Genomic DNA, 13,798 nt, shown 5'->3' with positions numbered 1-13,798 from the left:
TGCGCTGCACGCCCGCAGCCCTGCCCCCATCGGGAAAACCTAGGGCCGATGAACGTGCAGATACATGGAGGTCTGGCTATCAAACCACCTGATACTCCCCCTCAATCGGCGCACGCGCGCCAAACGCCTGGGTCAGATGGCTTTCCAACTCCGCCAACTGCTCCTGCCGCCTGCGCAAGTCTTCCAAGCTCTGCTCCTGCTCCAGCAAAATCTTCTCGAACGCTTTAATCTGCGGCGCGAAAATCTCCATCACCTTTTCATGGTCCTGAAGCAACTTCATCGGCTCAGCAAAGTGGCTCTTCACTACTTCAGCCAAGTCACTCTGCAACTGCTTCAGCTCGGCCTCCGCACGTTGCTGCTGGACCACGCTGATGGCGTCGGTCAGCACCTGAATCCCTGCACCGATCGGGCCGGCCCAACGGCTGATATTGGCCGCTAGCTTAGTCGCTTCCCAGGGTTTGAACTTGTAAACGTAACCCGTGAGGTTCTTTAGCGTTTCCCGCGCGAGGAACACCCCGTTCTTGATGCTTTCGACCGGAATCTTGGAAACCGCGCTCAACGCTCTGCTGGAGGCTGCCAAGGCTGAGGCTGCAATGCTGTCGGCGAAGTCGGAAGAACTGTCGAGCTGATGTTCGATCTTCGCGCTGATGCCATTCATGATGCTGGACGATTGGTTGAACGCGGTGCTGAACAGGTGATCGATGCGAAAACGCAACTTTTCGCCAATATCGTCCTTGGTGAAGCCAATTTTCGATTCCAGAAACGCGTGCACTTGGTCACGGGGCAACGTGCGAATGCAGTTGAGCAGGTCGGTCTCGAGGTTGTTCAGTTCCTCGTAGAGGTTGCCGACTGTAGCTAGGACCTTGCGCTTGCCCTCCGCAATGTCCTCTTGAATGCGCGCCGAATCGAGGCGCTGGTTATCGGCCAGTAACCTGAACTTGATCAGCTCGTCTTGCGCGACGGCGATCTTCTTGCCCAGTACATCGCGCACTACATCGATGCCGGTCTTTTTGATCAAGGTATCGCGGCCGCTGTCGTCCAGCACTTGCTGAGTCACCAGCTTGAGTTCGCCGATACGCGAGCGCTGGTCGTAAAGGTCTTTTTGCTCCAGCCAGAAGTCCAGTCCGCGACTGTTGGGGTTGGAGGCAACGCACACCACGTTGATCGCTTCGCGTTCAGCAGGCGTTAGCTCGACGAAGCGCTGCAGCTTGTTCAGCAGGTTCGTTTTCTTGATGGCGCTCTGTTGCTCGAACTCTTCGGGGTCGCGCAAGTCTGCGACCTCGTCCATTTTATTGATGACGAAAATGGTCGAGCTGAGTTTGTTCAGGTCGCGTAGCACCCAACGCACGATGTCTTGGTGGCTGTCTTTCAGCGGGTTGGTGGCGTCGACGACGTAGAAAATCAGGTGCGCTTCGGAAATATAGTTCTTGGTGATATCGCCGTATTGCACCACGGCGCCATTTTCCGCTGCCTTCTCTTTGTCACCGAAGAGACCAGGGGTGTCGACAATTTCACAACGGTCCTGAAGGTTGTCAGGGCGGTAGATCGCCAGCGCGTCCGAGGACTCGTTGGTGTCGATCTTCATGTCCTTCATTACCTGGCCAAGCCAACCGGCAACCACGCTGGTTTTGCCATCAGAGAATGCCCCGAGCAAGGCGATACGCAGGGCATCGGACTGCACGTCACCAATGGCTTTCTTGATTTTGTCGAGGTCTTGCGAAACATCCAGGCCCAATTCTTCAAGCGCGCCAACCAGCTTGTGCAGGTTGTCGAGCGACTTGATGACCTCGGTCTTGCTGGCGTTGAACTGTTTAAATTGTTCCATGGGGTTTGGCTTCCACTTTCTGTTTGAGGGCCTGGATCGAGGCAATTTTTTCATCGAACAAGGCGGTGACATCGGCCATCTTCCGGCGCTCGTCTTTGAGCTGGCGCAGCACGCTGTCTTCGATCTGCTCGCCGATTTTCGCCAGCATCCCTTTGGTGTCGGTGGCGAACGTCTTGGTGACTTTTTCGCGCTCGGTTTGAATGGCCTTGGCCACCTGTTCCTGGGCTTCAGCGATTTTTTTGCCGCGCCCGCCAAAGAAGTAGCTCAGGCCCGCAGCCAACAGGCCGAACAAGCCGCCGACGATTGCCCCGACTATGTTGCCTATCCCTGGGAATACGGTGCCTATGCCGAAACCGCTGAGTGCATAGCCGCCAACACTGAGCAGGAAGCTGCCGACGTCGGAGAAGTTGAAACTGATGGCGTCCATGGCGCTGGAGAGCGACAACGAGTTGTTCGCCGCTTCGCTCAACTGTTGCTGGAAGCTCACCCGCTTGGCATTTTCTTGCAAGCGTTTGAGCGCACGTTCGATGACTTGGGTAAGGTCCTCGAGCAATTGCTGCTGGATGGCTTCCAAGCGCTCGCGTAGCCGATCCTGGCCTTCGCTGACATGTTGTTGAATCACCCGTTCCACATCATCTTTGTCGCTGAAATGCTCCTCAACCGCATCACGGGCTGACGAGTTCAGTTCATTGAAGAAGCGGTCCAATGCGCTATTACGCTTGGAGGTGAAGCTGCTTTTGAGCTCTTCGAAGCTTTTGCGGATGACGTCCTGGCACTCCTGGACCTCGGCACCGATTTTCTCGGAGAAAGCCTGGTGCTCGTCTCGCTGCTTTTGCAGGCCATTGACGGTGTCTTGCAACAGGCGGAGCACTTTGCGCTTGTTGCTTTCGACAATGTCCACCTCGAAGTTGGCGCAGCTGTTGCCGATGACATCCTGCAATTGATCCAACCGGCTAAAGCTGCGCATGGCCTGCTGACTAGTGAAGTCTTGCAGGTAGGTGCGCTGCGACTTGAGCAAGTCGGTGCGGCTGGGGTGGATACTGGTCAGGCCTCGCTGATCGAAGGCCACGCTGGCAAAGCCCAGTAGCCCTTGAAGCGTTTGGCAGCCACTGACCAGTTCGGCACCGAGCATGTCCTCAAGCACTTCTTGGGTCTGGTCGCGCATCGCTGTCGCGTCTTTGTGGGTCTGCTCGAGCGACTCGCGGTCGCGCCCGAATTCGTAGGTGTCACCCTTGCCGCGCAAGTTGCAGATGGCATACACCTTGGCATCACGGTTCAGGTAATGCTTGATCTTCTGCGCGGTGTTCTGTTCGGGCTTTTTGTTGGTGCCGTTCACATAGAACACCAAATGAGCCTTGGCGATAGCGGCTTGCACCATCGCTTCGTATTTCTTTTCGTTGCCTTCGATGCCTGGCACGTCGATCAACTGGAACGACTTGCCCTCGTGGGTGAAGTGATAAACGACGTTGTCCTGAGTGAAGTCTTCCTGACCGGTACCGACGATTTCGCCATCGACTTGGCCGGCAACGCGCTGCAGGCGCTCAAGTTGTTGCTGTTGCTTCAGCAGAGTGGGCAGCGTGTTGCTGACCAGCTCGCTCAAAGAATGTTGTTCGCGCATGGGGAAGTCCGGAGTCTATGAAATGAAAGTCAGTTCAAGGCGATCACCGCCCCGGCTCACATCAACTGCATATAGCCCAAGGCACCAGCAATGGCACCGATCACCACACCGCCGAACAGCCCCAACCACAACTTCATTTTGCCACTCTGCTCAAGCGCGACGCGGGTGGCTTCGCCCTGGCGCTGGCATTCACTCAACTGCGCTTGAGTTGCCTGCAACTGGTTACCTTGCTCGGTCAGCTGTTGCTGGCTGCGCTGGAAATCGGCCCGCACGCCTTGCAGCTGAAGCTCTACCTGCTGCATCGCGCTTTGAGTCTGAGTGAGCGCCAGCTGGTTCTGGCTTAACCGCGCCTCGCTGCCCTGCAGCGATTGGCGTGTGCTTTCCAGTTCGGTAGTCGCACTGGTCAGGCGCTCTTTGCTGTAAGTGAGATCCTGCTGGCTGTGCGCCAGTTGTTGGCGGGTACTCACCAAGTCGCGCTGGGTCTGGTTGACCAGCGCCCCGATATCGTCGCCTAACGTGGCGATGTCTTCGCAGAAATTCACGTAGCGTGTGCTGAGCTCTTCGATCAGCTCATCGCTTTTGCTAGAGAACACCGCCTGGATGTCTTTGGCGGTCGCTAGGTTACGCTCGATCTGTGCTTGACGCTTTTTCTCTGCGAACAGGACCCGCAGGCTTTCGATGATCGTGCTCTTGCCGGCGTTGGTTTCGCCAAAGAATGCAATGGTGAAGTTTTCCCACTCGGCGTGCTTCTCCAAATAGGTGATTTCACCGTCGAAGCGCGACTTCATTTCGCCGAGCTTTTCCTTGACTTTGGCAAGGTGCGCGTTGCCTTTGTCGTTACTCACGTCCAGCCGGGAGACATCATCCAGCGCGGTGGCAATGTCATTCGCTACCCGAGCGTACAGCTTGGAGAAATCTTGAGCCCTACTCATATCGTTCCCTGTTCATTCTAGGCTGAATCCAATTCCGCTCGGTAAATTGCATTTTGCCACTACAACTGTCAAGTTCACCTTCGCCGCACCGACAGCCACTATTGAGCGACTAAACGTTGTATCGGCAAAAACCTGGCCCCTAAGCCAGAAACGCAGCAGGTCGTGATCGCCAACTTGAACGCGCTGAAACCTTGGCTCTATGACTGATTCAACGCGCTCGTTGCATCCCATAACCACGAAAACCAGGAAGAAACACACACTCATGACAGCCGTATCTCCCCCCACAACCATCCCGCAGAGCCCATCCCCCGCTTCAGCGCCCGACCCCTCCGCCTCCAGCAGCCCCCGGCAAGCACTATTCAAACTCCTCGCCGATATCAAATGGTGGCTGCCGGTAGTTTCAACGCTTATCTCAATCTCACTCCTCACCAAGTACCTCTGGGTAATCCATCACCCCGAGTTGATCCTGAGTTCGTTAGGTAACCCCTCAAACCTCGTCGCCTGGTTATTCTTCAGCCTACTGATACTTGCGTCGCTGCTGCTCATCGTATCGGTGCCGTCTGTGGTCTTCACGTTGAGCATGTCTGTATGCACCGTTAACAGAGAACTGGAAAAGAGGCTCGCTTTCCGCTTTGGCCTCATCGTAGGCGGGGGCTACCTACTGCTATCGCTCAATCTGCTGGGGGCCATGTTTGATTACACAATGGCCCCAGGCTACTTCTTTCCTATCGTCGTAGTCGCTGCCGCTTGTGCCGTGATAGTTCTGCTTCGCGGCGATGCGCTCCTGCATAGCAATGTACTGGAGCTGCCGCCGGGTCCCCGCAAACCCTTGCATCGCAGACTCTATTACACAGCCCTCGTTGGCTGGCTAGGTGTGCTGCTAGCGTTTACTTCAGTGAGTGGAGTGATGCCTGCCCAACTAGCCATCATGACGTGGCGAGGCGGAGATAGCGACGAAGAGGCATTCGGGGCTATCGCTCTCTGCTTACTGATAATGTTCCTGTACCTAGCGCCAGTTCTCGTCTTTTATCTGACAAACGGCAATGCGATGCAGCGCACCGGCAGAGCCGCACTAGTGCTGCTCGGGTGCATCTTCGTTAATGCCATGCTGTTGCCAGCCCTCTTGGACCTGTGGGTCTATTCCGCCGCCAATCTGATCAAAATCAGGGACAATACCGAGCTGAGCTATGTGTTGAACGAAAAGGATTATCCGAAGGAGGTCTTCAGCAGCGACCCGTGGCAACTGGAGAGCTACGACGGGCCGAATGGTTTGTATAGCGTCAAGGCGTTTCGTCAGTTCCGCTTCGGCGATACGTTGTTAATCTGTCCCGCTAGCTATCGAAATATCGCTTTGAAAGAGATCGGCAGCTACGCACACCGCTGTATTGCGTTGTCTGAGGCCAAGGTGCATGTAGCCGCTCCTGTATTAAGCAAGGATGCCGCGACGGTAGCCAAGCCGAATTGATCCTGCCCCCATGCCTACCCACGTTCCGGTGTTGATTCAATACCGGAACGCAAGATATAAATCTGTCCCCCTTTTATCGCGGCAGACAAACGGTTCGAGCGAACGAGTGCCCATGGCCGTATCTGGTTCTCCACCTGGTTGCTGTCGATGTCCACAGCCCTATCGTCCAGGTACCTGGTACATTCCCCCTGGAATAGAGACTGCTCATCCTATATCTTCCAGGGGGGACCTTAGCCCCCTGCCAACTCACCCCCCCGGATAAGCAACCTCAATCCACCCATCCTCCTTCCCCCCAACCCCACAATAATCCCGCACCACCCGCTCCACATCCTCCCCCACCCGTTCAATCACCCCCCGCAATTCCAACCGCTGAAACCACCGCGCCGGTATCGCCGCCGCCCCGTATTCCACCCCCAACAAATGCCCCGCCACCAACCCGGTACTATCACTGTCCCCACTATGATTCACCGCCCGAATCACCCCCTCCTCCAGATGCTCAGCCGTCAACGCACACCACACCCCGATGGCCAGCGCCTCCTCCGCCACCCAGCCGCCGCCCAGTTCGCCAATACGCTCCGGCGTAGGCCGATACCCCTCACGCACGAAGAACAACACCCGCTCCAGCAATTCCCGCACCTTTTCCATGCCCGGCTTGTGCCCATGTTCGGCCAGGCTGTCGACCACGGCCTTTTTCAGTCCCGCCACCTGATCCACCATTCGCTGCAGCATGTCGGCGAACAGCCCCGCGGCCAGATAGCCACTGGGATGCCCATGGGTCAGCCGTCCGGCTTGCGCGGCGTATTCAAAGGCGTTGGCGAAGAAGGCGAACGGGGCGCTGCGCATCAGCGCGCCGCAACCCTTGCTGCGGTTTTGCGCCGGGGCGCCCAGGAAAGGGATGGCCTTGAGGGCGCTGACGCAGGTGGTGCCGGGTGCGCGCCGGGCCCACAGGGCTTTTTCGCTGATCAGCCAGCCGTCGCTGCTGACGTGGATGGCCGGGCGTTCGTTTTGGGTCAGCAGCCAGCGCAGCAGGGCGTGGTGGACCACGCTGGGCACGTGGCAGGTGCGCCCGGCGCTGCGGCGCACGTAGGCGCGCAGCAGGCCTTCGGCGGTGAAGAGCATCATTTGCGTGTCGTCGGTGACGGCGCCGATCTGGCCGTAGGCCGGGGTGAAGTCGGTAATACCGTGGCGGCCGTATTTGGCCTCGATCACCGGCCACTCAAGAAATTCTACCGGGGCGCCAAGGGCGTCGCCGACAGCGCCGCCCAGCAGGCAACCCTTGATGCGTTCGAGTCGGTTCATGAGGTGTCCTTACAGGGCGGCTTCGGTGTGTTGCAGGCGGGCCAGCTTTTGCTTCAAGTCGGCGATGCAGGCTTTTTCGGCGCGCAGGGCGGAGCGCAGCTCGCGGTTTTCCATTTCGCGGATGCGCGCCCAGTGCACGCCGTTCTGGCAGTTGCGGGCCAATTGCCACAGGTCGCGCAGACGCAGGTATTGCATCAGGAGGATCAGCAGGATGACGCCCATCAGGGTGATGGCGCCTGTCGAAACCAGGTCCGACGTACTCATGTTCATATCCTTTGGATGACGGCTTGAATTGCCTTTGCCAGACAAACGATATGTAGTGTTAAACGACAGGTCTAGAATGTAGACTTATACAGGTAAACATTCCGCACACATGGAGTCGCGATGAAACGCCTGCAGGAAATCGAACAAGTCCGCTGGGACCTGGCACTTCGCTATCGTTTGATCGAAACAGTCGCCTGGTGGGAAGGCCGGCTGACCACGGGGCACCTGATGCAGAGCTTCGGCATCAGCCGGCAACAGGCCTCGAAAGACATCAATACGTACATCAACGAACATGCGCCTGAAAACCTTACATATGACAAAAAAATAAAGGGCTACGTGCCCAGCAAGGCTTTTGCCCCGCGGTTTATCGAGGACAGTGCCAGCGCCTACCTGCACCTGCTGTACCAGAACAATGAGCGCAAGGATCACATCGAGGGGCTGGCACTGGCCTATGCCCATACGCGGGTGCTGGAGGTGCCGGACCGCCCCATTCGGCCGGAGGTGCTGCGGCCGTTGCTGAAGGCCTGCCGCGAGGGGCTGCGGCTTGAGACCGAGTATGTGTCGCTGAACACACCCCAGGCCGAGATACGGCTGATAGCCCCGCACACCTTGGTGTACACCGGCATGCGCTGGCATGTGCGCGCGTATTGCGAGAAGAACCGGCAGTACCGGGATTTCGTCCTGAGCCGGTTGCGTGGCGAACCGGAGCTGCTGGACGCTTCGGTAAATGGCGCCGATCAGGACGAGGACTGGAACACCGACATTCCAGTGATCTTTACTGCCGACCAGCGGTTGAAGCCTGAGCAAATGGCGATTATCGAAACGGACTTCGGCATGGTCGACGGGCAACTGGTAGTGCCTAGCCGTCGGGCACTGGTGAAGTATGTGTTGCAGCGGTACCAGATCGATCCGAAAAGCCATAACCCCAAGGCGGCGGCGCAGCAGATTGTGGTGCAGAACCTGGAGGCGTTGAAGCCTTGGTTGTATGACTAGGAGTAAGCTGCGGTCGATAGAGGCCGCTTTACCCGGGCGTGTCCCTGTACCTCAATCCCCCCCTTCACAACACCACTCCCGATGCGCCCGAACAGCCGCCAAAGACGGCCCCGGCGCCCCACCCGTCGTATCCCGAATCCTCTTCCCCACAAACCCAAAATACTCAGACCCAGCGAGACACGGCTTAACCTGCACAGTAAGACCATCACAAAGGTAAATCAGCCCCTTGTCCCACAGCGTGTGCAGATCGCCACGTAGCAAAAGCCCATTACTAATGTGATTCGTCTCCGGCCCAAGATACGGGGTGATGTGCGCAGCCTCCAACACCTCCACAACCTGGCAGCCGCTGATGGCGCAGAGCCCGCCATAGGCGGTCAGCAACCCACTCCGAAACTTTCCTTGCCCCTGGCGGGTGGCGATCTCTCGCTGTGTGCGCTTGCGGTTGTCTTCGACTCCGGTGGGAGAGTAGCTCGGGGACTCGTCGGCTTCTTGAGCTGCGGTGACGCCATCCTCTGACAAGGTGGTGCTCTCGAGGGTGAATACTCCGCCCTCCCAGGCGACGACGTTGGCGAGGCCTAGCACCCGGTAGGTCGTGACGGCAGGTTTTCTCGATAGTTGAACCAGCACCGCTACTGGCACTCCATCGAGCATGCACTGTTTCAGGCCTTGGTTGGTGAACAGGGTTTCGGCATCGCCACGCTTGCTCTCTTCCTGGGCGTAATAGTAGCGCCAGCTTCCGTCGTTTTGGTACTCGGGGTCTAGGTCGCTGTAGGGGCTGCCCAGCCGCTGGCTAATCGATAGGGCGTAGGCAAGTTCCTTGGGTTTGTAGATGCCCTTGGCTGAAATGGCGACGGTGCTTGGGGCTTGCTGGAGTTGGTCCCAGGTGAGTACCTGTCCGGCGTGCTGTTCGAACCAAGCCAGCAATTGGAGGTGCATGGGGTTAGAGACGGGTGGGGCTGGGGGGAGTTTCGGGACGTCCATGTGCGGGGGGCGCGCGTGCGTTTCTGTAGGGATAAGGACGTTATCTTGTAGGAATTTTCCTGTCTAGGTTGATCCCGCCGATTACGTCGCAACGCTAGACATGGACGCGGTCATAGCTACCAACGTTGAACCCATCCCCTCAGGTGATTAGCATGTGCCATCACTCAAGGAAGCCTTCCCATGGCAAGACGCCGGGCACGACCCAACGCTGAGTCCTATCTGATCAACGCGGCTGCGGTCGCGGTCATTGCCATTGCCTTCTATTTCGCCCGGCTCGCGGTGCTGGAGTATGTCGCCACCCAGCAGATCAAACAGATCGAGGCCACGCTGCAGCAGGCTCAAGCTCAGCAGCAGCGTCAGTTGATGCTGGCGCAGCAGAAGAAGGCGGCGGACGCGCAGGCTGCGCGGTTGGCTAGGCAGCAGTATGAGGAACAGGCGCTGCGCCAGGCTATCGAGGATCGGGCCAAGAACGTTGCCTGGGACCGCTATTACCATGACCCCGAGGGGTGTGATAACTGGCGTACGGATGCGCAGATGGTGAAGTGCCTGACGTACAAGACCAACGAGAAGAATGAGTTTGATCGACGCTGGGCTGCGGGGGAGTTTCGGGGGGCTAGCCTCAGCCGTTTGGGGCAGTGAGGTGAGGCTGCGCTGGGGGCTTTGCTTCGCTTGAGTTTGTTGGCGTAGGCAAGGGCCAGCGCAGCCTGCGGCAGCGGCTACGGGGTGTGGCAGCCTGGGCTACCGTGCCTTGGGCAGCCCCGCAATAGCCGCCTCCACCAACGCCCGCGCTATTTCACTCACGTGCTCCACGTTCCGCGCCAACGCGCGCCATTCCTCTGGGCAGTTTTCCACCAGTTCGGTGGCGCCGGCACTGGCGCTGCGCAGGTAGGCGCTGGCTTGTACCAGGACTTCTTCGAGTGGCATGCCTTCGCGTACGGCGAAGATGGGCATGTCGCCTACGCAGGGGCCGAAGGCGTGGTGGGCGGTGACGTGGGGGCTCAGGGGGACGGGGTGGGTGGTGTAAGGGGAGATGCCTTCGGCGGCGAAGGTTTCGGGTGGCGCGGGTGGATCGGGGACCGGCTTGAACATGGTGTACCTCTGGCTGGTGCAACTGAAGCCGCCGCCTTCGCGACTAAACGAAGGGAGGCGACCGTACGCGGGTTAGTCGACCGGTAGCCAGCACCCGGCGCGCCGAAGCGCCCCACGTACGATCACCATAAAACGCTGCTGGCAAACCTGCCGGCAACACTTCAGGAGGGCGCTTTACGCGCCTGGCTCTGTTCCGAGCGACTAAACCCGACCGCTGATAAGTAGCGGCGACCGGAGAGTAGCCCCAGAAAAAAACCAGCGCAAGCGCCAATCATGAAAGCGAAACATGGAAACTTTTAGCAATCATTTCAAAGCCGTAAGGCGATTATCGCAGACTTTGTAGGATCTGTCCTACACCTTTCCACTGTCCCAAACAGATCACGCTTTAGGCAACGCCACCAACTCAACCTGCGCCCCCCACGGCGTCTGAAAGTAGAACCAACGAATCCCATCCGGGTTAGTGATCGGCTCATTGAGAATGGTCACGCCCCTGCCCTTCAACAGCGCCAGGCTGCCGTCGATGTCGTCGGTCTTCAGCGCGACGTGGCTGGCACCCGCATCATCACCATGGGGCTGCTGGCGGTTGATTTCGGTGCCGCGGTACTGGAACAGTTCAAGCTTGGCGCCGCCCTGTAGTTGCAGCATCACGAAGCGCTGCAGGTCGCTGGAAGCATGCCAGCGGAACTGGGCTTTCCACTGGCTCGGAATGCTGCCTGGCTGCATGTCGGAGATCACCTTGGCGCCCATCAGGTCGGTGAAAAAGCGCGTGGCGGCGTCGATGTCGGGCACGTTCATGCCGACGTGGTCGATGGTGGACACCGCCAGGGTGGGCGGGGTGGCGGCTTGGGCGGCGGCGCCCAGCAGCAGGCTGAGGGCAAGTGCGGCGAGTTTTGGCATACGCATGTGAAGCACCTCCTTTGAGTGGGCGGGCGGCCTGGGGTGGGCCGCCCGGCGCGTGGGTCAGACCTGGGCTTGGCCGCCATCCACGAACAGTTCAATGCCGTTGACGAAGCTGGCGTCGTCCGAGGCCAGGAACAGCGCGGCGCTGGCGATTTCTTCGGCTTCGCCGACGCGGCCCATGGGGATGAGCGAGGCCAGGTAGTCGAGCAGGCCTTGCTGTTGCGCAGCGTCGGGGCCGGCCAGGTCGACCAGGCCGGGGGTGCGGGTGGCGCCGGGGCTGATGGTGTTGATGCGCACGTGGCGGTCTTTCAGGTCCAGTATCCAGTTGCGGGCGAAGGACCTTACGGCGGCCTTCGAGGCGGCGTAGACGCTGAAGGCGGCGGTCCCCGAGCTGCCGGCGGTGGAGCCGGTGAGGATCACCGAGGCGTTTTTGGCCAGCAGTGGCAGGGCCTTTTGTACGGTGAACAGTACGCCTTTGACGTTGCGGTCGAAGGTGTCGTCGTAGTGCTGTTCGGTGATCTCGCCCAGGGGCACCATGGAGCCGCCGCCGGCGTTGGCGAACAGCACGTCGAGGTGGCCGTGGGTGGCGCCGATCTGGGCGTATAGGCTGTCCAGCTGGTCCAGGCGGGTGGAGTCGACTTGCACGCCGGTGGCGTTGCCGACTTCGGCCACGGCGGCGTCGAGTTCGGCCTGGCGACGGCCGGTGATGTAGACGTGGGCGCCTTCGGCGGCGAAGCGTTTGGCGGTGGCCAGGCCGATGCCAGTGGTGCCGCCGGTGACCAGTGCGATTTTGCCTTCAAGTTTGCGAGCCATGATGTTTCTCCAGGGTTGAATCGTTAGGTTGTGTTGCGGTGTGGGAGAAGCATATCGACGGCCGTTGCGTTTCAAAATAGAATCATCTGAAACTCATCATTGCAGATTTGAAATGAGCAAACTTCCCGATTTCGAAGGTCTGGCCATGTTCGCCAAGGTGGCGGAGGAAGGTTCGTTCGCGGCGGCGGCGCGGGTCATGAGTGTGTCGGTGCCCACGGTGTCGCGGGCGGTGGCGCGGCTGGAGGAGCGTTTGGGCGGGCGGCTGTTCAACCGTACGTCGCGGCAACTGTCGTTGACCGAATTCGGCGCCAGCATGGCGGCCAAGGCGGGGGACATTTACCGCCAGGCTGAAGAGGTGGAGAGCGAGGCCCAGGAGTTGTCGGTGCAGCCGCGTGGGCAGGTACGGCTGGCGGTGCCGATGTCGTTCGGGCTGCGCTGGGTGGCGCCGCTGATGCCGCAGTTGATGCGCCAGTACCCGGAGCTGTCGGTGGACTTGCACCTGTCGGATGCCGCGGTGGACCTGATTGCCGAGGGCTTCGATGCGGCGCTGCGCATTGCGGTGATGCCTGACTCGTCCCTGGTGGCGCGGCGCATTTGTGCGGTGACGCAGTATCTGGTGGCGTCGCCGGCCTACCTGGCGGCGCACGGCATGCCGCAGCACCCGCGCGAACTGGCGAGCCGGGCCTGCCTGAGTTACGCCTACCGCGCGCGCAGCCAGGTGTGGCGCTTTACCCATGTAAGCGGCACTGAAGAAGACGTGGTGCCCAGCGGGCCGTTGCGGGTGACGAACTCGGACGTGTTGTTGCCGGCGTTGCTGGAAGGCCTGGCGATTGCCGAGCTGCCGGAGTTCATTGCCAGCGAGTACCTGGCGGATGGGCGCCTGGTGGCGCTACTGCCGGAGTGGAGCATGGCGCGTGGCGGGCTGTATTTCGTCACGCCGTCGGCGCGCACGCGGCCGGTGAAGATCAAGGCGCTGTCGGATTTCTTTGCGCAGCATTTGGCGGAACCGGTGTGGCGTTGGCCCAAACCAAATGAACAAAAATGAAATGATGGCTTTCTATAATTGCCATTTTAACTGACTGGCCACTCCCTTACTGTGAGCGCACAGGCACACAGCAACGTGCCCACCTCAAGGAGAACGCCACCATGAAAAACGCCGTCGAACTGCTTCAGTCGTATCTTGAATCCATTCAGTCACCCCAGGCCGCCGCTGCGCTGTTCGCCGACGATGGCGTGCTGGAGCTGCCGTACCTGCAGTCGCTGGGCATTCCCCACCATGTGCAGGGGCCGCAGGCGATCGCCGGGTTTATCGGGTCGTTGCTGGGCAAGGTGCCTGGATTCAAGTTCCACAACGTGCGGTTCTTGATCGACACGCCTGACCAGGCGTTTGCCGAGTACAGCGTGGAGGCCCTGGTGCCGGCGACCGGGCGGGTTTATCGGCAGCTGTATGCCGGGCGGCTGGTGGCGCGCGATGGCAAGATCCAGTTGCTGCGCGAGTCGTTGGACACGATGGCGGCAGCGCAGGCTTTCGCGCCGGTGGAATAAGATGCCCCACTGGCAGCCCGGGCAACCGCGGCTGCCGGTACCGTTTGCGCAATTTCTATTACATGGTTTTACCC

General features: G+C 59.5%; 14 protein-coding genes and 1 pseudogene. 5 read left to right on the top strand and 10 right to left on the bottom strand.

The window, feature by feature from the left end; genetic code table 11:
- Positions 1–79 precede the first annotated feature (79 nt).
- Genes ACWKWX_RS19545 through ACWKWX_RS19535 form a run of 3 tightly spaced genes read right to left on the bottom strand, consistent with a single transcriptional unit; the run spans position 80 to position 4,375 of the window.
- Positions 80–1,825, bottom strand: a complete 1,746-nt coding sequence (locus tag ACWKWX_RS19545) for a LeoA/HP0731 family dynamin-like GTPase (protein WP_483828626.1) — start codon at positions 1,823–1,825, stop codon at positions 80–82.
- The gene (locus ACWKWX_RS19540; protein WP_483828625.1) at positions 1,812–3,443 is read right to left on the bottom strand and encodes a GTPase; all 1,632 of its coding nucleotides are present in this window, start codon (positions 3,441–3,443) and stop codon (positions 1,812–1,814) included. The genes ACWKWX_RS19545 and ACWKWX_RS19540 overlap by 14 nt, the downstream gene beginning before the upstream one ends.
- Positions 3,444–3,499: 56 nt before the next feature.
- Positions 3,500–4,375: a hypothetical protein gene (locus ACWKWX_RS19535; RefSeq protein ID WP_483828624.1), complete on the bottom strand. Its 876-nt coding sequence runs from the start codon at positions 4,373–4,375 to the stop codon at positions 3,500–3,502.
- Positions 4,376–4,637: 262 nt separating this feature from the next.
- On the opposite strand from ACWKWX_RS19535, the gene ACWKWX_RS19530 reads away from it, so the two are divergent.
- Complete coding sequence (locus ACWKWX_RS19530; protein ID WP_483828623.1) at positions 4,638–5,840, top strand: hypothetical protein; 1,203 nt, start codon at positions 4,638–4,640, stop codon at positions 5,838–5,840.
- Positions 5,841–5,920: 80 nt separating this feature from the next.
- On the opposite strand, the pseudogene ACWKWX_RS19525 reads toward ACWKWX_RS19530, so the two are convergent.
- From ACWKWX_RS19525 to ACWKWX_RS19515, 3 genes and pseudogenes are all read right to left on the bottom strand, one after another.
- Positions 5,921–6,019, bottom strand: a pseudogene (locus tag ACWKWX_RS19525) (IS66 family transposase); the annotation flags it as partial.
- A 67-nt stretch (positions 6,020–6,086) separates the two neighbouring features.
- Complete coding sequence (locus tag ACWKWX_RS19520; protein WP_483828622.1) at positions 6,087–7,139, bottom strand: ADP-ribosylglycohydrolase family protein; 1,053 nt, start codon at positions 7,137–7,139, stop codon at positions 6,087–6,089.
- A gap of 9 nt (positions 7,140–7,148) precedes the next feature.
- On the bottom strand, positions 7,149–7,403 hold the full coding sequence (locus ACWKWX_RS19515; protein ID WP_483828621.1) for a hypothetical protein: 255 nt from the start codon (positions 7,401–7,403) through the stop codon (positions 7,149–7,151).
- Positions 7,404–7,523: 120 nt separating this feature from the next.
- On the opposite strand from ACWKWX_RS19515, the gene ACWKWX_RS19510 reads away from it, so the two are divergent.
- Complete coding sequence (locus tag ACWKWX_RS19510; protein WP_483828620.1) at positions 7,524–8,396, top strand: BrxR family helix-turn-helix transcriptional regulator; 873 nt, start codon at positions 7,524–7,526, stop codon at positions 8,394–8,396.
- Positions 8,397–8,447: 51 nt separating this feature from the next.
- Here the strand turns inward: ACWKWX_RS19510 and ACWKWX_RS19505 are convergent, their stop codons facing one another.
- Positions 8,448–9,332, bottom strand: a complete 885-nt coding sequence (locus tag ACWKWX_RS19505) for an HNH endonuclease (protein WP_483828619.1) — start codon at positions 9,330–9,332, stop codon at positions 8,448–8,450.
- Between the two features lie 225 nt (positions 9,333–9,557).
- Between ACWKWX_RS19505 and ACWKWX_RS19500 the strand changes: the two genes are divergently transcribed.
- Positions 9,558–10,016 carry a hypothetical protein gene (locus ACWKWX_RS19500; protein WP_483828618.1) on the top strand — a complete coding sequence of 153 codons (459 nt, stop codon included), beginning with the start codon at positions 9,558–9,560 and terminating at the stop codon, positions 10,014–10,016.
- A 99-nt stretch (positions 10,017–10,115) separates the two neighbouring features.
- Here ACWKWX_RS19500 and ACWKWX_RS19495 read toward each other — a convergent pair whose 3' ends face one another.
- The 3 genes from ACWKWX_RS19495 to ACWKWX_RS19485 form a co-directional block, all read right to left on the bottom strand.
- Positions 10,116–10,466, bottom strand: coding sequence for a DUF6124 family protein (locus tag ACWKWX_RS19495; RefSeq protein WP_483828617.1), 351 nt, complete (start codon positions 10,464–10,466; stop codon positions 10,116–10,118).
- Positions 10,467–10,844: 378 nt separating this feature from the next.
- Positions 10,845–11,369, bottom strand: coding sequence for a VOC family protein (locus tag ACWKWX_RS19490; RefSeq protein ID WP_483828616.1), 525 nt, complete (start codon positions 11,367–11,369; stop codon positions 10,845–10,847).
- A gap of 57 nt (positions 11,370–11,426) precedes the next feature.
- Positions 11,427–12,179, bottom strand: a complete 753-nt coding sequence (locus ACWKWX_RS19485; protein WP_473005306.1) for an SDR family NAD(P)-dependent oxidoreductase — start codon at positions 12,177–12,179, stop codon at positions 11,427–11,429.
- A gap of 112 nt (positions 12,180–12,291) precedes the next feature.
- Here ACWKWX_RS19485 and ACWKWX_RS19480 point away from each other — a divergent pair, with 112 nt between their 5' ends.
- Together ACWKWX_RS19480 and ACWKWX_RS19475 are read left to right on the top strand one after the other, a co-directional pair.
- Entirely contained in the window at positions 12,292–13,224 is a 933-nt protein-coding gene (locus tag ACWKWX_RS19480; RefSeq protein ID WP_483828615.1) for a LysR family transcriptional regulator, read from the top strand.
- A 101-nt stretch (positions 13,225–13,325) separates the two neighbouring features.
- Positions 13,326–13,724, top strand: coding sequence for a nuclear transport factor 2 family protein (locus tag ACWKWX_RS19475; RefSeq protein ID WP_483828614.1), 399 nt, complete (start codon positions 13,326–13,328; stop codon positions 13,722–13,724).
- The last annotated feature ends 74 nt before the right edge of the window (positions 13,725–13,798 follow it).

This window comes from Pseudomonas imperatae (genome assembly GCF_057128625.1).
The sequence above is the reverse complement of the archived record's forward strand: the minus strand, read 5'-3'. Positions and strand labels throughout refer to the sequence as shown.